Below are 18776 nucleotides of genomic sequence, written 5' to 3' on the forward strand. Positions count from 1 at the left end.
CGTTTTTATGTTTTGAGCTGTTGAATAGTTATATAAGCCATTAAGCCTATACTTAGCTCTAAAGCATCCTCATCAATATCGAAGGTAGATGTATGGACTGCGGAAGTTATTCCTTTACTAGCATTCCCTGTACCTAGTCTGTAAAAACATGCTGGTATTTCTTGCGAATAATAAGCGAAATCTTCTCCTGCGGGCCAAAGCTCTAACTCTACAACATTTTCCTTTCCAAGGTATTCCTCTGCAAAAGATCGCGATTGATTTGTCAAAGCGGGGTCGTTCGTCAAAAAAGGATATCCTTTACGAACCTCAAACTCACAATGAGCGCCCATTGCCTCGGCAATTCCTTCGGCAATCTGAACCATTCTTTTATGCGCCTCACCTCGCCACTTCTCATCGTAAGTTCTAAACGTTCCTTCCACGACCACTTCATCTGGGATAATGTTCGTAGCTCCGCTGCCTATAATCTTTCCCCAAGATACCACAGTAGGAATACGAGGGTCAGCGTATCGACTTACGACTTGTTGCAAAGCCGTTATGATTTGTGCGGTGATAGCAATAGGATCTATATTTTGATGCGGGTGTGCCCCATGTCCTCCTTTGCCTTTGATCGTCATATAGAGTTCATCTGTCGAGGCCATATATTGTCCAGCTCGAAACCCAACCTTTCCAACCTCAATAAAAGGCATGACATGTTGTCCTAAAATGGCCTCAGGCTTAGGATCTTCTAGAACCCCTTCTTTAATCATTATAGATGCTCCTCCTGGTAGCTTTTCTTCTCCAGGTTGAAAAATAAGTTTTACAGTACCTCCAAAAACGGGTCTTAAATGTTGCAATATTTTTGCCACTCCAAGTAGGGAAGAAGTGTGCACATCATGTCCACAAGCATGCATGACACCTATTCGTTCGGAGCCATATTCACGTCCCTCTACTTCAGTAATAGGAAGCGCATCCATATCTGCACGTAATGCAATAATCTTATCCGACTTCAAATCTCCCTTAACAAGGGCGACGACCCCCGTATTTGCCATGGACTCATAACGGATTCCTAACACATCCAATTGTTGCTTTACAAAAGCGGACGTCTCAAATTCTTCAAATGAAAGTTCAGGATTACGGTGTAAATGCCGACGAATATCGACTGTTTCTGAAAAAAAGGCTTTTGCCAATGCCTGTATATCCTTCTTAAGATCGGCCATTGTGTATATATTACTATTCCCAAACCCAAATGTCTTCTTGGAATACGAAGACTGAACTGTATTGTGAACGCAATACACGCATAAAATTATTTGCTTCAGTTCGGCTAGTAAAATCCCCCACTTTAACCCTATAGTTTGGTTCTTCGTAGTTTATATAACTATCCATATCTGTGTATTGGCTTCTAAAACGGCTTTGGGCAGCATAGGCATCATTCCGGTTGGAACCAGAGTATATCTGCACTCGGAAGCCCTTTCTCTTCACCCGGCTTGCTTTACTCTTATCTACCACCTTAGGGCCAAGACTAACCGTCCTCGTTGCTGTGGGATTGATTTCATGCTCTGCTCTGAAGTTTTGCAAAATTGCAATCAAGGTATCTCGAGATACTTCAACTACACCTGTTTGCTGTGCTTTGGCCGACAAGACCATTACTCCTAGAACAAAACCTAAAATCAATCCTTTTCTCAACATTATATTATTTTTTAAGCGTTTTTACCGTGACAGTTCTTGTATTTCAATCCTGATCCACAAGGACATTCGTCATTTCTCCCAACAGTTTGCTCTTTCTTTATTGGCTGCGTTACCTGAGCAGTTCTAGTATCTACATCTTCTTCAGATACCCCTGTCGGCGAACTTAGTTCCTCCTTAGTTGCTACGACCTTTGGCTGTACAATTGGCTTTGCTTCTTGTACCTGTTGTGGTTGCTGCCCTGGGATTTCACCTTTGAATAGGAAACTCACTATCTCTTTATTCATACTTGCCAACATGCTCTTGAACAAGTTAAAAGCCTCCATTTTATAAATGATAATTGGATCTTTTTGCTCATAAACAGCATTTTGCACAGACTGCTTTAAGTCGTCCATCTCCCTAAGGTGCTCCTTCCATGCCTCATCAATCAAAGCCAAAACTATTCCTTTTTCAAAAGAACGGAACACTTCAGCACCTTCAGTCTCGATCGCCTTCTTAAGATTAGTTGCAACTTGTATGCCACGAATGCCATCAGTAAAAGGAACAACGATATTTTCAATCATATCGCCTCGTTCTGCCATCACATTCGTCAATACCGGCAATGTTTGTTCTGCTAGATGTTTTGCTTTACTCTCATAGTGTGTAATCACCTGATCAAACAACTTATCTGTTAACGTAGCGATACTACTAGCCGTAAATTCTTGACTTGTTACTGTTGGATCTATCGCAAACAAACGAATCATTTCGATTTGGAATTCCTCGTAAGAACCACCTTCCTTCGATTCGGTTACCACATCTTCAACAACATCATAAATCGCATTATTCAAATCTACATCCAAACGCTCTCCAAATAATGCGTTTTTACGCTTAGTATAGATTACCGTACGCTGTGAGTTCATGACATCATCATACTCCAACAAACGCTTACGAATACCAAAGTTATTTTCCTCCACTTTTCGCTGTGCACGTTCAATCGATTTGGTCAACATACTGTGCTGCATTACCTCACCCTCTTCAACGCCCATCTTCACCATGATGTTTGAAATACGCTCCGAAGCAAACAAACGCATTAATGGGTCTTCTAATGAAACGAAAAACTGTGACGACCCTGGATCTCCTTGACGTCCCGCACGACCTCTCAACTGTCTATCTACACGACGGGATTCATGTCTTTCTGTACCCACAATAGCCAAACCACCAGCATTAATAACCTCTTCTGTAAGCTTAATATCCGTACCACGGCCCGCCATATTGGTCGCTATTGTTACCTGTCCTGGATGTCCAGCTTCAGCAACAATTTCTGCCTCCCTCTGGTGCAATTTCGCATTCAAGACGTTATGCTTAATTCCTCTCAACTTCAACATACGGCTCAATAACTCCGAAATCTCTACAGAAGTAGTACCGACCAGCACTGGGCGTCCTTGTTCTGTTAGGTTTTGTATTTCTTGAGCTACCGCATTATATTTCTCACGTGCTGTACGATAGATAAAATCCTGTCTATCATCTCTCTGTATACCTTTATTCGTCGGTATCTCGACCACGTCCAACTTATAGATCTCCCAAAGCTCACCAGCCTCTGTAGAAGCTGTACCCGTCATACCCGATAACTTATGGTACATACGGAAGTAGTTTTGCAGCGTTACTGTCGCATAAGTTTGTGTTGCATCTTCTACCTTTACATTTTCTTTAGCTTCGATTGCTTGGTGCAGACCATCAGAATAACGACGACCATCCATAATACGTCCTGTCTGCTCATCTACAATCTTAACTTTACCCTCATCTACGATATATTGATCATCGCGTTCGAACAAGGTATATGCTTTTAATAACTGATTTATAGAGTGAATACGTTCTGCCTTTATAGAATAGTCACGCAATAGTTCTTCTTTACGCGCAGCTTTTTCTTCCAATGTAGCTGTTGATTTTTCGATATCAGCAATTTCAGATCCCACATCTGGCAGGATAAAGAAACTTGGATCTTCTCCAGAAGCCGTAATTAGCTCAATACCTTTTTCAGTAAGTTCTACCTGGTTATTTTTCTCATCGATAACAAAGAATAGCTCTTTATCGGCTTTAGGCATGTGCCGATTTTGCTCCTGCATGTAGTAATTTTCTACTTTCTGCAAAATCTGACGATGATTTCCTTCACTCAAGAACTTGATTAATGCTTTATTCTTCGGTAAACCTCTAAATGAGCGAAACAAAGCTAAGCCTCCCGCTTCAGGATCTACATCTCCTGCTGCAATAGCTTTTTTAGCTTCATTAAATACCGTATTGATATAGGCTTTCTGTGCATTTACCAAGCGTTCTATCCGTGGCTTCAACTGATAGAACTCATGCTGGTCTCCCATAGGGATTGGTCCAGAGATAATCAATGGGGTACGGGCATCATCAATTAATACCGAGTCAACCTCATCAATCATTGCAAAATGCAATTTACGTTGCACCATTGCGTCTGGTGTTTGCGTCATATTGTCACGCAAATAATCAAAACCAAACTCATTGTTAGTCCCATATACGATGTCACATTTATAGGCATCGCGACGTTGTGGAGAGTTTGGCTGGTGCTTGTCAATACAATCTACACTCAATCCGTGGAACTCGAAAAGAGGACCATTCCACTCCGAGTCACGCTTAGCAAGATAATCATTGACAGTTACAATATGTACACCTTGACCAGATAGTGCATTCAAATAAGTCGGCAATGTTCCTACTAAAGTTTTTCCCTCACCAGTCGACATTTCTGCGATTTTGCCTTGATGTAGAACTATACCACCGATCAATTGTACATCATAGTGTACCATATTCCATTTAACCTCATTCCCAGCTGCTATCCAAGAATTGCTCCATAAAGCTTTATCTCCTTGAATAGTGACATTTGCCTTACGAGCGGCCAATTCCCGATCAAAATCTGAAGCCGTAACTTCCAGTACCGAATTTTCGGTAAGGCGTCGAGCCGTATCTTTTACAACCGCAAAAGCTTCTGGTAATATTTCTAACAATATTTCTTCAAGCTTCTTGTCTCGGTCTTTGTTCAATTTATCGATTTTCTCGTAAACTTCCGTTTTGGCCGCCATGTCTGTTTCGGTACTTTCAGACTTGCTTTTTAAATCGGCAATCTCTGCATCGATTTCCTTTAAATAGTCCTGAATACGTGCTTTAAATTCGATTGTTTTGGCACGAAGCTCGTCATGTGATAAATTGGTTAACTTGCTATATTCATCTTTAACCTTATTTACATAAGGTTGGATAGCCTTAATATCACGTTCTGACTTGCTACCAAATAGTTTACTTAAGAATTTTAACATAATTTTTTTTTATCTCTGTCCACATGCACAAAATTGAATCCAAAGACAAAACATAGGACATTTTGGCACTAACCGGGCAAATTTACTTATTCGAAACGATAACTTTCACTCTTACAATGTATTTTTTTTATATCTAGCCAAATCCCCCGTCTCTTTCTATTAAAAAGATGTTTTTTTTAATCTCAGGGATCAATTGAAGAGCCTCAGCACGTTCAAACATAGTAGCTATAGCCGCTCTACCAATACCTCCCAAATCAATTGAATAGGAATTCACATACAGTTCTATATGCTTATACATCACCGTTTCCTCCATCTCTTGAGCGTGACTGCGTATATATTCAATTCCGGACTTGGGATTGGCAAATGCAAATTCGACACTGTGACGTACCAAACGGTTAATCTTCTCTTTAACGTCTAATGGCAAATCCCGGCGAATCACAATACCGCCCAAGGGGATAGGACTATTGGTTGTCTTCTCCCAGTAGTCGCCAAGATCCACAACCTTATGTAACCCCTTCTCCTGATAAGTAAACCTATTTTCGTGAATAATCAATCCCAAATCAACTCTACCATCCATTACCGCTTCTTCAATATCAGAAAAAACCAACTCTTGCTTATTTTGCAATTGGGGAAAAGCCAAGCCCAACAAAAAGTTTGCCGTTGTATATTTACCCGGTATAGCTATCGCCAGATCCCTAAACTTATCCGGTAGGTCCTGACCTACATACTCCATTAGTTCTTCAGCTAACTCCTTATTTTTGGTAATAAGCAAGGGGCCTACACCAAAGCCTAGAGCACTACCTGCATCCAACAACTCATAGTCCTCGACAGCATAAGCAAAGGCATGATAACTCAGCTTTGTAATAGCTAATTCCTTCTTGAAAGCCTTTTGGTTCAGCGTCTCAACATCATGATATTCGACCTCAAACTCCAGCCCATATGTATCAATCTTTTGATGTATCAAGGCATCAAATATATAGGTGTCATTGGGACATGGAGAATAACCTAAACTTAATTTCATTATTTTAAAATAGTGTTATACCTTTATTTTGACAGTAATTACCAAAACCAACATCGCTATAAAAGTTACAAAAACAATTCCTTTAGCAAGTGATTCTTTTCCTGCACGATAAGTGAAGCGAACAATAATCAGGTTAATAAGAGCTGCAATCACATATAATGCAATAGGTTTATCCGAAAAATAGCTCGCCTGTATGCTGGTATAGTTAGATAGTACGTAGGCTAAAATAGGAGCGAGGGTACCTATTGCTCCTCCAGCCCAAAAAGAATCTTTCATTTAGCTTTTGAAATTAAATGCCCAAGAATTTAATTCTTGAATTGTATGATGTGCAGTCATATCATATTGCGTAGGCACTATAGAAACGTAACCGTTTTTTAAAGCAAATACGTCTGTATCTTCTCCTCTATCACTCCACTCAAACTGTCCCGTCAACCAAAAGTATTCCCTATTATAAGGATCCAACCTATGCTCAAACTCTTCTATCCAATGACCGTTGGCCTGCCTGCATATTTTAATTCCTTTTATCTCCTTATCTATATGCGGAAAATTAACATTCAAGAGCGTGCCTTTAGGTAATCCATTTGTTAACACTTGCTCTGCTATGGCCGAGATATAAGGCCTACAGTGTGAAAAGTCAGCACCATGTGAAAAATCATCCAATGAAAAACCAATAGAGGGTATTGCTTCAATAGCCCCTTCTACAGCGGCTGACATTGTGCCAGAATATAAAACATTAATCGAATAGTTTAAACCATGATTTACTCCTGACACACATAGATCGGGTTTCTCTCCTTTAAAAATTCGGTTTACTGCAAGTTTGACACAATCCACAGGTGTACCAGAACACTTATACATCTCGACTCCCTCATATAGCTCTATTTTATCCAACCTCAATGGCTTTCCAATAGTTATTGCATGCCCCATTCCCGACTGAGGCCCATCTGGAGCTACAACAATCACCCGTCCCAACTTTTTCATTTCCTCCAACAAGACCTTTATTCCTGGGGCTGTTATACCATCATCATTCACAACGAGTATAGTAGGTTTCTTCTTTGTCATACTGCTAAGTTAGTAAATAATCTAATCCCGTACCACACGGAATCCGAGATTACTAAAAGAAGCCATTGGGGCTACAGAACCTATAAAAACAGTATTGAACGCGGCACAACTCGTCCTATTACACCACCAAGATCCACCTCGGGCATGAGCTACTTTACGTTCTTTGTCCTGCGGGAGTCGTCCTTCGCAAAACTCGAAGACATTTCCTAACACATCATATAGTCCCCATGGGTTGGCCTTAAAGCTTTTTACAGGTGCTGTATACATATAACCATCCGAAAAATCGGGCTTAAGATGGTCTTTTTTATGCCAGATATTTGCATAATCCACTATCTCTTCCTCGGAAGCTCCTGCAAAATATTTTCCCGTGGAACCCGCTTTCGCTGCAACTTCCCATTCTTCAAAGGTTGGCAATCGTACCGCTGCCCATTTACAATATGCAATAGCGTCCCGATAAGAAATACATGTGACCGGGTGGTCCATCTTATCTGCTATACCACCTCGGGATACACCATTTGGGAAACGCCAATATGCGGTACTGTCTTGTATCCACCTAAACTCCTCCAAGCCTGGTTCAAAAACCTGCGCATTACAGTATCTTTCAGCAGTGGTCCTATACCCTGTAGCTTCTACGAATAGTAGAAAATCGGCATTAGTCAACTCTGTTGTAGCGATACTAAACTCTTTGATAAAAACAGTTCGTTTCGGATTAAGGACAGCTCCCTTTTCCCCAACAGTATACGTTCCTTCTTTTATTCGAACAAAATTCATATCCTGTGCAAAAGAAGAAATAGTAAAAGCTATAAAGAACAGAAAAAGAACACTATTTTGCATCTGATTCACGCTATTTATTATTCCTATCGAAATTATTTTCCAACGTCGCTTTTTTCTTTAAAGTAGCCCATCGCACGTTCTAAAATCAATGCTTCATTTGCCTTATTATAGTCAATATATGTCTCATAATTATAGGATTGCCCATATAACTTCCGATATGAAGTAGACTTTAGAAACTCTTCATATTCCCCTTTTTTCATCAGCAAAAGAAGCAAAGTCAATGCATCTTTATCTTTCTTATTACTTTCAAAATAAGTAATGATAAAGGGAATCATTTCCCATCCATTAATTTCGTCGATCACATCCTTGTAATTCACGCCCATCCGCTTGCTTCGTAAAGTAGACTCCTCTATATAGAACATTACAGAGTCTCTATTCTCGCGCAAGAAAACTAGCTGTCGCTGGCTCCAGGCCTGTTCGTTTAATGTAGAAAGCAAATAGCCAAATACCTTTTGTTCTTCATTGGGCAACATAATCCGTATATCACAATTCTGCGAATATACTTCTGGATGAACCATCGTATATGTAAATTTTTCGCGTAGAGTCAACGATTTAAAATCAGCTGTAGATAGGGCCGAGAGTCCCATATCATCGTTATCATCAGACTTGATTTCGATTTTCTTGATCAAGCCCTTCACTTTATCAAGACCGTAGGGCGGAACCGTCATCTTCCTTCGGTATTCCCAATAGTCATAATCCGCCTTTGTGGGTTCATAAAGCGCCAAATCATCTTGTGCATAAGAAATCGCTACTGCACTTATACTGATCAAAACTGTTATTAAATATCTCATAGCAATAGTAAACAAGTGACCTACTTGTCGAAAGTTTTTTCCGAAAATAAAATTAATGATTTCTTCTTATTTTCCACAAAGGAATATGTGGATTAAGCCGAGGTCTATAGCGGAAGTATATTCACCATAGATCGAAACAAATGCGCCTGATAACACTAGAGATACAGGCCCTTCTTATCTATAAATTCTAAAACACGATCGGGGACAAAAAACTTAACATCCTTTCTGCCCTTGATAGCGCTTCTTACAAAAGTAGATGACAACTCCATCTGAGGTGTATCTGTCATTGTCACAGCTGGGTGATTCAACCATTCCCCAGCCTCATATTTTGGCCTTGGATAGACAAAAATCTGAAAGTCTCTTAACAGGATATCTGCATTCTTCCATTTGTGTAACCCCATTAGATTATCTTCTCCCATAATCAACACAAACTCCTTACTCGGATACCGTTCCCTCATGTAGGTCAGCGTATTTATCGTGTAAGAAGGCTGTGGAAGTCCAAATTCAATGTCACATGCCTTCAGCTTTTCTGCTCCTTCAATAGCGAGGTTCACCATCTCTAAGCGATCATACATATTGCCCAGACTTTTTTTGTCCTTAAAAGGATTCTGAGGTGACACAACAAACCATACCTCAGCTAGGTCTGTATATTGCGCCATATAGTTTGCAATAATCAGATGTCCTATATGTATCGGGTTAAAAGATCCGAAGAAAAGTCCAATCTTATTGCCTGCCATTATTTATCCAGAAAATCCAATACTATTTTTTCCGCATCTTGACATGCTACATCCAGATCGAAGTTATTTAATATCACGTCAAATTTATCCGCGTAACTCAACTCCAATTCCGCTTTTGCAAAGCGCTCCTTCAGTTTCTCTTCTGAATCTGTACCACGTCCAGAAAGTCGTTCTTGTAACACTTCTAGCGATGGTGGGTTTACAAAAATCGCTAACGCTTCCTCTGGAAACTTAGATTTCAATCTTAATCCACCGACTACGTCAATATCAAAAATAACACTCTTTCCTAGAGACCATATACGATCCAATTCGGACCTCAGTGTTCCGTAATAAGTCCCAGAATAAACCTCTTCAAATTCTATAAATTCTTGCTTTGCTACCTTATGTAGAAACTCCTCTTTAGAAATGAAATAATAGTCTTTACCGTGTTCTTCGCTTCCTCTTGGCTCTCTGGTGCTCGCCGATATAGAAAACTCCAATTTGTCACTATATTTACTTAACAGATGTCTTACTATCGTTGTTTTTCCCGCTCCAGAAGGAGCAGAGAAGATTATCAATTTTTTATTCATAACTTACAATACATTTAGTAGTTGTTCCTTGATTTTCTCAAGCTCCTCTTTCATACGAACTACAATTTGCTGAATGTTCGCATTATTAGCCTTCGATCCTAGCGTATTTATCTCTCTCCCCATTTCCTGAGAAATAAACCCTAGTTTTTTACCGTTAGAATCCGCGGCATTAAGCGCCTCCAAAAAATAGTTACAGTGACTTCTTAAACGAACTTTTTCTTCAGTGATATCAAGTTTGTCGATATAAAAAATTATCTCTTGCTCAAATCTATTTTTATCGATATTCTCTTTTCCCACAGCTTCGTCCATATACTGGCTTAAGCGCTCTCTAATCAATGGAATCCGATCACCTTCGACAGCTTCTACCTGTCCTAAATAATCAAGAATCAACTCTACGCGCTTCTCCAAATCATTTTTCAGAACCTTCCCTTCATCCATTCTAAACCCAGTGAATGATTCTACAGCTTGATAGAAAGCATTCAATAATACTTTACCCTCTTCTTCATCCACTTCGTCTTCATTGTTCGCAATCACTTCAGGCATTGACAACGCTAGGTTAAATAACCCCGTTTGATCTTCTCCGAGCTGTGCAGCGATATCTTTAAGTTGATTATAATACTTCTTCAGCAGTTCGCGGTTTATAGAAGATGCTTTCGCTGTTTGGTCAGCGTATTCTGATGAAATCAAAACGTTCACTTTTCCTCGTTCTATCAGTTTACTACATTCTCCACGAAGCGTAAGCTCCTTGTCCGAAACAGCCTTAGGCAAACGTATTCCTAACTCTAGAAATTTTGAATTAAGTGATTTTATTTCCACGGTATATTTAACCTTCGCATTCTCATGCGAACCTACACCATATCCTGTCATTGATTTTATCATATGCAAAGGTAGGAAAACTAATGTTGATTTCTAACAATCTGACTATTGAAAAACCCCAAACTATATCCTGCTATATAAAAATGTCGTTTATGGACAACCATCCTACCAATCATGCTTAGCAATGATTACACATAAATAGGTTTTATAAGTAGATCCGCTCGGTGAATGGACAAATCCGATACCTATATCGACTAGAGAACCATTCCAATCGTCCATACCTAAAACATGTTTCCGATGCATAAAACCTGGAGATCCCTTTCCGATGATAAAAGCATTAATCCCCTCTACGGCTGAGGCATGGTTGGCTGCTATCGATTCGAAATTGTTCGCTGACTTTTTCTTCGTCCAATCGGGGTTGAGGTGATATCCAGCCTTTACCATGTAATAATTCGGCCCCAAACCTTCTGGTGTCACATGTTCAAAATAATTACGATTAGCCATATCATAAGCCCTGAATTCAGCTACTTTTGCGAGATCATCGTTCCAAATCAACATCGTTCTTTTCACCTTATTCACCGGTGAAATTCCTAATTTCTTAGCATATTTTTCGGGATGCATACGGATCTCATTGAGTAGGTTATATGCCTCCTTTGCTTGTTGCCGATCGGTACTAATATTTTTATTTTGAGCAATCGCTACAGTAGAGAACAGTAATAAGAAAAACAAAATACGCATATTAACTCTTTTTAAATTAGACTACTTTGTTGCACTTATGTTTAAATCAAACTAAGCAAAAAAAAGAGGCATTCCTTTTTGGAGTGCCCCTTTCTATTATAACATATATAGCCTTTAGACTGCTTTACTTCCTTTTATTTTTTCCTTCACTACTTCAAAAATTATCGGAAGTATAGAAAGGAAAATAATAATCAAAACCACTTTAGAAAAATTATCTCGAATTATAGGAATGTTCCCTAAGAAATAGCCCGCCAATGTAATTCCGACAACCCAAAGAATTGCTCCAACAACATTATAGGTTATAAACGTACTATATTTCATCCTACCAATTCCTCCCACAAAAGGGGCGAGGGTTCTTACGATAGGAACAAAACGAGCAATAACGATTGTTTTGCTACCATATTTCTCATAGAACGAGTGCGTTTTTTCAAGTTGTGCGTCTGTTACCATTTGCTTCCCAAACAGCCTAAACCGAGTAATACGCATTCCAAAATGCTTACCAATCGCATAATTCAGGGAATCTCCCGTAATAGCGGCAATAAGCAACAGAATAATCATAATCCAGATATTAAGATCATTTGGTTGAGCAGCAAGCATACCCGCTGCAAAAAGTAACGAATCTCCTGGCAAAAAAGGCATCACGACCACACCTGTTTCAACGAATATGATTAGAAATAAAATCAAATACGTCCAGGTCTGATAGTCATTTACAATCTCCACTAGATGATCATCAATGTGAAGAATAAAATCTATCAATGAATATATTAAATCCAATGGAATTCAGTATTAGTTAAAACTATTCAGCATTACAGGCATAACCAACATCAAGATTTCTTCATTATCCTGCTTGATTGCTGGTAATAACAACCCAGCGCGATTTGGAGTACTCATTTCCAACACCACTTCTTCGCAGTTTAAGTTATTCAGCATTTCTACCAAAAACTTAGCGTTGAATCCTATCTCCATGTCTTCACCTTCAAACTGACAATTAAGACGTTCATGAGCCTCATTAGAAAAATCTAAGTCCTCCGCAGAGATATTCAACTCACTACCATTGATTTTCAAACGAACTTGATGTGTCGTTTTATTTGCAAAAATAACCACACGACGCAATGTGTTTAAAAACAAAGCGCGATCTACTGTAAGTTTATTTGGATTCACTTGAGGGATTACAGCATCATAATCCGGATAACGCTCGTCTACAAGGCGACAGATCAAATGAATGCTGCCAAATTGAAAGAATGCATTTGTTGTATTATACTCTACTGCTACCGAAGTCTCATCAGATGGTAGGGAAGATTTTAACAATGTTAATGCTTTCTTTGGAAGAATGATAGATGTTGCCTTTTCTGCACCGACATCTGTACGACGGTATCTCACCAAGCGGTGTGCATCTGTTGCTACAAAAGTGATATTCTGTTCTCCCAATTGCACCAACACACCAGACATCGCTGGTCTTAACTCGTCATTACTTACTGCAAATATTGTTTTATTTATTGCCTCCGATAGAATGGATGCTGTAATTTTAACTGTTGAGACATTATCTACAACAGGTATCTTAGGAAAGTCATCTGCATTTTCTCCACTGAGCTTATATTTTCCATCTCCAGCACTAATCTCTATCGCCAGCGTTTTTGTATCCACCGAAAAAGCGACAGGTTGATCAGGTAACGTCTTCAATGTATCTATCAAAATCTTTGATGGCATTGCTACTCTTCCTTCTTCTTTAGCTTCGATGGCCACAGAAGTTACCATGCTTGTTTGTAAATCCGTCGCAGAAATAGTTAAAGTGTTATCTTTTATTTCAAATAGAAAGTTCTCCAAAATCGGAAGAACAGTACTGCTACTGGATGCCCCGCTTATGGCCTGCAATTGCTTTAATAATACAGATGTGGATACTATAAATCTCATGTCTAGCTTCGATATATTTTTATATGCAATAATACAGAAAAGAATTAAATTTTTACAATCTAAGTACGGGTTTATCTTTCATCACTGACATATTCACTTCGCTTTTTTTGTACTATGTATTCGTGAATACAACGCTTTTTATCTAAGTTTGTGTAGACTTACGATATGCAATTTAAGGAAATAGTAGGACACCAAAGCATTAAAAACCATTTAATCAACTCGGTAAAAAACAATCGGGTCAGCCATGCTCAGCTTTTTTTAGGACCAGAGGGTTCAGGCAGTCTGGCTTTAGCGTTGGCATATGCCCAATACATCAATTGTGAAGACCGACAAGAGGACGATAGTTGTGGACATTGTGCATCTTGCAGAAAATATGAAAAATTAATCCACCCCGATTTACATTTTTCCTATCCCTTCTTTGCTAAAGGCAAAGAAGAAACTGCTACTACCTATATGGACGAGTGGCGTAAAGCTTTTCTTACCAATCCTTATTTGGGTTTGAATTACTGGCGAGAGCAATTAGATTCTGGCAATAAACAAGCTAATATCAATATAGCTGAGGCCCATGATATCATCAAAAAACTGAGTCTCAAATCTTTTGAAGCCGAGTACAAAGTATTGATTATGTGGCTTCCGGAATACCTTGACACCCAAGGAAACGCCCTCCTAAAGCTTATTGAAGAGCCTCCAGCAAAAACGCTCTTCCTTTTAGTTGCTGAAAATCAAGATAAAATAATAAATACGGTAATTTCCCGAACCCAATTGGTCAAAATTAACAAACTTCATCATGACGAGATGAATAGTTATTTAGTTGAGGAGCGAAAGTTAGACCCTAAGCGTGCCAAAGAAATATCCTTTATTGCAGATGGAAATATTCAAGAAGCTCTTAATTTAATCCATCAACATGGAGAAAACGAAACTTTTTCTATTTTGGTTCAATGGTTACGTTTTATAGTCACTGATAATGGAAAAGAACTAATAGGTCTTACCGAGGACAAACTTTCAAAATTAGGTCGGGAAAATCAAAAAAGTTTCTTACTTTATGCCATTAATATGATGAGACAGATCATATTAATGCAACAAGGCTTGAGAAATCTAGTCTTTTTACAAGAAGAAGAATTTGCATTTGTAGAAAAATTTAGTGGTTTATTCCAATTTGAACAATTAGAAGAAGCTATCAATATCCTAGAAAAGACACATTATGGGATTGAACGCAATGGTAACGCCAAAATATTATTTTTAGATTTATCTTTGCAATTGGTTTTATTGTTCAAATATCAAACGTTCCCGAAAAATCGGGACTCAATAATATAAAATAGAAATATGGGATGTGGCAGTTGCTCATCCGGGGGATGTGGTACAGGAAGTAAATTAGGTACAGTACCATCAGGATGCAATAACAATGGTTCTTGCATGACCAGCGGATGTAATAAATTAGATGTATATGACTGGCTTTCCGACATGGATTTGCCTTCAAATTATAAACCCTTTGACATTGTTGAAGTTCGCTTCAAAGGGTCTCGTAAGGATTATTATGTAAACACGGACAACATTTACCTAGAAATGGGCGAAATGATAGCCGTAGAGCCTTCTACAGGAGGATACGATATCGGGCATGTTTCTTTGACAGGAGAGCTCGTCCGTCTTCAATTGAAGAAAAACAATATCGCACCAGACTCCGTTGTCAAGAAAATCTACCGCAAGGCAAACGATGCCGATGTTACAAAGTTCAACATTGCGAAAGAGCTTGAATGGGAGACTATGCATCGAGCACGAAAGCTTGCTTTAGACCTTGGTCTATCGATGAAAATATCCGATGTAGACTATCAAGGTGATAAAACAAAGGCTACTTTCTATTATACAGCAGAAGGTAGGGTTGACTTTCGTGAGTTAATAAAACGTATGGCTGAATCCTTCCGGATCCGAATAGAAATGCGACAGATTGGAATGCGTCAAGAAGCGAGCCGTTTGGGTGGTATAGGATCCTGTGGTCGTGAACTTTGTTGTTCCACGTGGCTTACCGATTTTAAGACCGTATCAACCTCTGCTGCCCGCTATCAAAATCTATCCCTCAACACACTAAAACTAGCTGGTCAATGCGGTAAATTAAAGTGTTGTTTGAACTATGAGTTGGATAGCTATATGGATGCACTAAAGGATATTCCTAACGATGTAGACAGAATAGAGACCAATAGTGGAATGGCCTATCTCCAAAAAACAGATATCTTCAAAAAAACAATGTGGTTCTCTTACCCTGGTGCTGAAAACTGGATCCCGTTATCCATCAGCAAAGTAAAAGAACTTGCAGAAATGAATAAGGGAGGAATTAAGCCTGACGCATTAGATTACACCCCTCAAGCTGTTGAGACCAAAAAACCGGTTGTTTTTGACTATGAAAATGTCGTTGGCCAAGATAGCTTAACACGTCTGGATGATAAAAACAAAAGACGTAAAAAGAAAAAAAGCAAACCTCGACAAACTCCAACAAATCAAAAAACAGAGAGTAATACAAATTCTAATCAGGCACAAGCTCCAAAGCAAGCCCCGTCAGGTCAAAAAAAGGAAACGAGCAGTGGTGTAGAAAGCCGTCAGAATAGACCTGCTCAAAATAAAGACAATAACAAAACGGCACCCTCTGCTAATCTGGGAGATGACAACGCCCTAAAAAATGAGCAGCGCAAAAAAAGAAGGTATAATAACAGGAATAGAAACAAGAATAACGATAAACCAAATAACAGTGGCGAGTAGATACTCGTCACTATTTTTTCAATATGATAAGACCCCTTCTATATGCTTTTGGTATAATAAGTTGTTTGGTTTCGTGTACCAATAGCGCTGTTTATGAAAAGAATCAGCCTATTCCAGACCGAGCATGGTCATATGAAAAAACACCTCAATTTGATGTGCACATAGCAGATTCCAAGGCTAGATACAACATCTATATAAACCTACGCCACTCCAATGAATATAGCTTTTCCAATATTTTTGTACTCCTTCATGAAAAAGGTGCAAAATTAGCCGATACAGCTTATCGCAAAGAAATACCTCTTGCTCAGCTGGATGGACGTTGGTTCGGAAATTCAGCGGGATCACTATATGAAGTACAATATCTTGCAAAAGAAAACTTTGTCTTCCCTGATACCGGTGTATATACCTTTGCGGTCGAACAGAACATGCGGGAAAATCCACTCAAGGATATTGTTGATGTAGGTATTAAGGTGGTAAAACAATGATTATTACCCTTATTCGGTGGTTATTATTACCAATAAGTCTAATCTATTGGCTCATTGTATGGGCTAGAAACACACTCTATGACAAAGCTATACTAAAAGGCACCAAATTCTCCATCCCAACAATTGTCATTGGTAATCTTGCCATAGGAGGAACAGGAAAAAGCCCAATGACGGAATACATCATCCGATTACTAAAAGATGATTACAAAATTGCAACACTTAGTAGGGGATATGGTCGAAAAACAAAAGGCTATAAAATTGTACACAGCGATTCTTTAGCGATCGAAGTAGGGGATGAGCCTTTACAGTTCAAAAATAAATTTCCGAAAATTACAGTTGCTGTTTCTGAAAATCGCTGTTACGGAGTTCAACAACTTAATAAAGATCACGACCTCATTATTTTAGACGATGCTTATCAGCATAGAAAATTAACTCCAGGTTTCACCATCCTTCTTTTCGACTTTAACTCTCTTTTATCCCCCATAATACCCCTTCCTACCGGAAACTTTAGGGACAATTTTTCTGCAACGAAAAGAGCCGATCTAATATTAATTACAAAGTGTCCCGACGACATTCTCAATAGAGATAGGAACCGTATAGAGCATCAAATAAGAAAACATGCTCTAGCACCTATATTCTACACGGGAATTGATTATGGGCAACCAAAAGACAGAAATAATCAACCCCTAACAGCCCCTTTGAAAAACCTTGATATTGTTCTTTTTTGTGGTATAGCCAATCCTTTGCCATTACAGTCTTATCTCACTGCTCTGGGAAATATAGTACATATCTTACAATATCCAGACCATCACAATTACACGGATAAAGACTTCGATAAAATAGCAGATTATTATCAGTCTCTACCTACTACCAATAAAATTATCATAACGACAGAAAAAGATATGCAAAGGGTACCTAACTCGGCATTGCAGGATATACCGCTTTATTACATCCCTATCACCCTCAAATCAATGGATAAGCAGCAGGATACCTTTGATCATTTTATATTTAATTACATACAGTCCGCTACAAGTGTTAATTAGCTTTAACGAAAGTTAATCTTCACTAAAGTTAAAGTACCAACTCCCTACTAGTCAAATTATTTAATGAAATTTATGGTGTAAACAATTAATTGATTCATCATGAAAACAGTATTTGCATTAGCAATAACCACAGCCTTGTCCATAAGTATTGGCCAGGCACAGGAGAGGAGCAACAGACAGCATCGCAGTCCTGAAGAACAGACAAAAATAAAAGTCGAACGATTAGCCACAGCGCTTAATCTTCAAGACTCCCAAAAAGACTCTATTTATAACTATCTTTTAATTTTTCAAAAAGAAACAAAAGCAGAGAATAGGAGAGAAACCTGGAAACAAAGAGACACTAAAATAAAAACTTTCCTAACCGAGGAACAAGTAGTAAAATACGACTCTTTGCAAAATAGTACCCAAAACAAAAGAAGTCGACAAAATAAAACTTAAAGTACTAAAAAACAATAACTTAAAAAGGGATAACATAGCTTTATCTCTTTTTAGGTTGTGTTAAATGATGTTAAATTGTAACAAATACGATACAATAAAAGCAATAAAATAGGCGATACAACAGTTATTAATTCAGAAAACGATTAATAATACATTTCAAAAACTTAAAATTTAAATGCTATGAAAAAATTAATTTTAACTGGACTAAGCTTTTTATTTGCTATCACGATTCTATTCGCTCAAGAAATAAATCCAGAAAACAAAGCAAAAGAAACGGTTACAGAATTAACCGAAAAATTAACACTGACTGATGACCAACAAACAGCTGTATATAATATTGTTCTTGAAAAAGTAAATGCAAAAATTGCGATAAAATCAGACACAACATTATCGGCAGATGTAGTAAAAGAACAAATACAAGCTTTGACAGCCACTGCCAATGGTAAGATTAACGACTTATTGACAGACGAACAAAAGCCATTATTCGTTCAATACTTAGAAGAAAAGATGGCTAATAAAAAAGAATAGCTTGAATCAGTACAATAGTTTTTAATTTCATAATTACCTAGCTGAGGCGGGTCAGAGAAAATACTCTGGCTCGCCTTATTTCATATAA

Annotated in this window: 20 protein-coding genes; 6 read left to right on the forward strand and 14 right to left on the reverse strand. The window is 38.5% G+C overall.

Annotation, left to right across the window (positions count from 1 at the left end):
- Positions 1-5: 5 nt before the first annotated feature.
- The 14 genes from CLV99_RS22430 to dnaN form a co-directional block, all read right to left on the reverse strand.
- Positions 6-1196, reverse strand: a complete 1191-nt coding sequence (locus CLV99_RS22430; protein WP_133586766.1) for a M20 metallopeptidase family protein — start codon at positions 1194-1196, stop codon at positions 6-8.
- Positions 1197-1209: 13 nt separating this feature from the next.
- Positions 1210-1665 carry an SPOR domain-containing protein gene (locus CLV99_RS22435; RefSeq protein WP_133586767.1) on the reverse strand — a complete coding sequence of 152 codons (456 nt, stop codon included), beginning with the start codon at positions 1663-1665 and terminating at the stop codon, positions 1210-1212.
- Between the two features lie 11 nt (positions 1666-1676).
- A complete protein-coding gene (secA, locus tag CLV99_RS22440; RefSeq protein WP_133586768.1) occupies positions 1677-4970 on the reverse strand; it encodes a preprotein translocase subunit SecA in 3294 nt (1097 codons plus the stop codon).
- 133 nt (positions 4971-5103) lie between these two features.
- Positions 5104-5991: a 1,4-dihydroxy-6-naphthoate synthase gene (locus CLV99_RS22445; RefSeq protein WP_133586769.1), complete on the reverse strand. Its 888-nt coding sequence runs from the start codon at positions 5989-5991 to the stop codon at positions 5104-5106.
- Between the two features lie 15 nt (positions 5992-6006).
- Positions 6007-6267, reverse strand: a complete 261-nt coding sequence (locus CLV99_RS22450; RefSeq protein WP_133586770.1) for a hypothetical protein — start codon at positions 6265-6267, stop codon at positions 6007-6009.
- Positions 6268-7050, reverse strand: a complete 783-nt coding sequence (surE, locus tag CLV99_RS22455) for a 5'/3'-nucleotidase SurE (protein WP_133586771.1) — start codon at positions 7048-7050, stop codon at positions 6268-6270.
- Between the two features lie 21 nt (positions 7051-7071).
- Entirely contained in the window at positions 7072-7884 is an 813-nt protein-coding gene (locus CLV99_RS22460) for a formylglycine-generating enzyme family protein (RefSeq protein ID WP_133586772.1), read from the reverse strand.
- A 32-nt stretch (positions 7885-7916) separates the two neighbouring features.
- Positions 7917-8675: a hypothetical protein gene (locus tag CLV99_RS22465; protein ID WP_133586773.1), complete on the reverse strand. Its 759-nt coding sequence runs from the start codon at positions 8673-8675 to the stop codon at positions 7917-7919.
- A 155-nt stretch (positions 8676-8830) separates the two neighbouring features.
- Positions 8831-9412, reverse strand: a complete 582-nt coding sequence (gene nadD, locus CLV99_RS22470; protein ID WP_133586774.1) for a nicotinate (nicotinamide) nucleotide adenylyltransferase — start codon at positions 9410-9412, stop codon at positions 8831-8833.
- Entirely contained in the window at positions 9412-9981 is a 570-nt protein-coding gene (gmk, locus tag CLV99_RS22475; RefSeq protein WP_133586775.1) for a guanylate kinase, read from the reverse strand. The genes nadD and gmk overlap by 1 nt, the downstream gene beginning before the upstream one ends.
- A gap of 3 nt (positions 9982-9984) precedes the next feature.
- Positions 9985-10860, reverse strand: coding sequence for a YicC/YloC family endoribonuclease (locus tag CLV99_RS22480; RefSeq protein WP_133586776.1), 876 nt, complete (start codon positions 10858-10860; stop codon positions 9985-9987).
- 102 nt (positions 10861-10962) lie between these two features.
- Positions 10963-11535 (reverse strand): CAP domain-containing protein, encoded by a 573-nt coding sequence (locus CLV99_RS22485; protein ID WP_133586777.1) that lies wholly within the window; start codon positions 11533-11535, stop codon positions 10963-10965.
- A 114-nt stretch (positions 11536-11649) separates the two neighbouring features.
- Entirely contained in the window at positions 11650-12309 is a 660-nt protein-coding gene (locus CLV99_RS22490) for a DedA family protein (protein WP_133586778.1), read from the reverse strand.
- Positions 12310-12321: 12 nt separating this feature from the next.
- Positions 12322-13446 carry a DNA polymerase III subunit beta gene (gene dnaN / locus CLV99_RS22495; protein WP_133586779.1) on the reverse strand — a complete coding sequence of 375 codons (1125 nt, stop codon included), beginning with the start codon at positions 13444-13446 and terminating at the stop codon, positions 12322-12324.
- Between the two features lie 165 nt (positions 13447-13611).
- On the opposite strand from dnaN, the gene CLV99_RS22500 reads away from it, so the two are divergent.
- The 6 genes from CLV99_RS22500 to CLV99_RS22525 all read left to right on the forward strand — a co-directional run bounded on the left by CLV99_RS22500 (position 13612) and on the right by CLV99_RS22525 (position 18688).
- On the forward strand, positions 13612-14760 hold the full coding sequence (locus CLV99_RS22500; protein ID WP_133586780.1) for a DNA polymerase III subunit: 1149 nt from the start codon (positions 13612-13614) through the stop codon (positions 14758-14760).
- 9 nt (positions 14761-14769) lie between these two features.
- The gene (locus tag CLV99_RS22505) at positions 14770-16194 is read left to right on the forward strand and encodes a PSP1 domain-containing protein (RefSeq protein ID WP_211348630.1); all 1425 of its coding nucleotides are present in this window, start codon (positions 14770-14772) and stop codon (positions 16192-16194) included.
- Positions 16195-16217: 23 nt separating this feature from the next.
- Positions 16218-16679 (forward strand): gliding motility lipoprotein GldH, encoded by a 462-nt coding sequence (locus CLV99_RS22510; RefSeq protein WP_246032836.1) that lies wholly within the window; start codon positions 16218-16220, stop codon positions 16677-16679.
- A complete protein-coding gene (gene lpxK, locus CLV99_RS22515; RefSeq protein WP_133586782.1) occupies positions 16676-17722 on the forward strand; it encodes a tetraacyldisaccharide 4'-kinase in 1047 nt (348 codons plus the stop codon). Before CLV99_RS22510 ends, lpxK begins: the two co-directional genes overlap by 4 nt.
- Before the next feature lie 99 nt (positions 17723-17821).
- Positions 17822-18160, forward strand: a complete 339-nt coding sequence (locus tag CLV99_RS22520) for a hypothetical protein (RefSeq protein WP_133586783.1) — start codon at positions 17822-17824, stop codon at positions 18158-18160.
- 180 nt (positions 18161-18340) lie between these two features.
- Positions 18341-18688, forward strand: a complete 348-nt coding sequence (locus CLV99_RS22525; RefSeq protein ID WP_133586784.1) for a hypothetical protein — start codon at positions 18341-18343, stop codon at positions 18686-18688.
- Positions 18689-18776: the final 88 nt, after the last annotated feature.

It is taken from the genome of Sphingobacterium yanglingense, from assembly GCF_004363245.1.
In the GTDB taxonomy this organism is placed as follows: domain Bacteria; phylum Bacteroidota; class Bacteroidia; order Sphingobacteriales; family Sphingobacteriaceae; genus Sphingobacterium; species Sphingobacterium yanglingense.

Coding starts and splice junctions, on each gene's coding strand:
- CLV99_RS22430 (WP_133586766.1), bottom strand. CDS start 1,196: ATGGCCGATCTTAAGAAGGATATACAGGCATTGGCAAAAGCCTTTTTT.
- CLV99_RS22435 (WP_133586767.1), bottom strand. CDS start 1,665: ATGTTGAGAAAAGGATTGATTTTAGGTTTTGTTCTAGGAGTAATGGTC.
- secA (WP_133586768.1), bottom strand. CDS start 4,970: ATGTTAAAATTCTTAAGTAAACTATTTGGTAGCAAGTCAGAACGTGAT.
- CLV99_RS22445 (WP_133586769.1), bottom strand. CDS start 5,991: ATGAAATTAAGTTTAGGTTATTCTCCATGTCCCAATGACACCTATATA.
- CLV99_RS22450 (WP_133586770.1), bottom strand. CDS start 6,267: ATGAAAGATTCTTTTTGGGCTGGAGGAGCAATAGGTACCCTCGCTCCT.
- surE (WP_133586771.1), bottom strand. CDS start 7,050: ATGACAAAGAAGAAACCTACTATACTCGTTGTGAATGATGATGGTATA.
- CLV99_RS22460 (WP_133586772.1), bottom strand. CDS start 7,884: ATGCAAAATAGTGTTCTTTTTCTGTTCTTTATAGCTTTTACTATTTCT.
- CLV99_RS22465 (WP_133586773.1), bottom strand. CDS start 8,675: ATGAGATATTTAATAACAGTTTTGATCAGTATAAGTGCAGTAGCGATT.
- nadD (WP_133586774.1), bottom strand. CDS start 9,412: ATGGCAGGCAATAAGATTGGACTTTTCTTCGGATCTTTTAACCCGATA.
- gmk (WP_133586775.1), bottom strand. CDS start 9,981: ATGAATAAAAAATTGATAATCTTCTCTGCTCCTTCTGGAGCGGGAAAA.
- CLV99_RS22480 (WP_133586776.1), bottom strand. CDS start 10,860: ATGATAAAATCAATGACAGGATATGGTGTAGGTTCGCATGAGAATGCG.
- CLV99_RS22485 (WP_133586777.1), bottom strand. CDS start 11,535: ATGCGTATTTTGTTTTTCTTATTACTGTTCTCTACTGTAGCGATTGCT.
- dnaN (WP_133586779.1), bottom strand. CDS start 13,446: ATGAGATTTATAGTATCCACATCTGTATTATTAAAGCAATTGCAGGCC.
- CLV99_RS22500 (WP_133586780.1), top strand. CDS start 13,612: ATGCAATTTAAGGAAATAGTAGGACACCAAAGCATTAAAAACCATTTA.
- CLV99_RS22505 (WP_211348630.1), top strand. CDS start 14,770: ATGGGATGTGGCAGTTGCTCATCCGGGGGATGTGGTACAGGAAGTAAA.
- CLV99_RS22510 (WP_246032836.1), top strand. CDS start 16,218: ATGATAAGACCCCTTCTATATGCTTTTGGTATAATAAGTTGTTTGGTT.
- lpxK (WP_133586782.1), top strand. CDS start 16,676: ATGATTATTACCCTTATTCGGTGGTTATTATTACCAATAAGTCTAATC.
- CLV99_RS22520 (WP_133586783.1), top strand. CDS start 17,822: ATGAAAACAGTATTTGCATTAGCAATAACCACAGCCTTGTCCATAAGT.
- CLV99_RS22525 (WP_133586784.1), top strand. CDS start 18,341: ATGAAAAAATTAATTTTAACTGGACTAAGCTTTTTATTTGCTATCACG.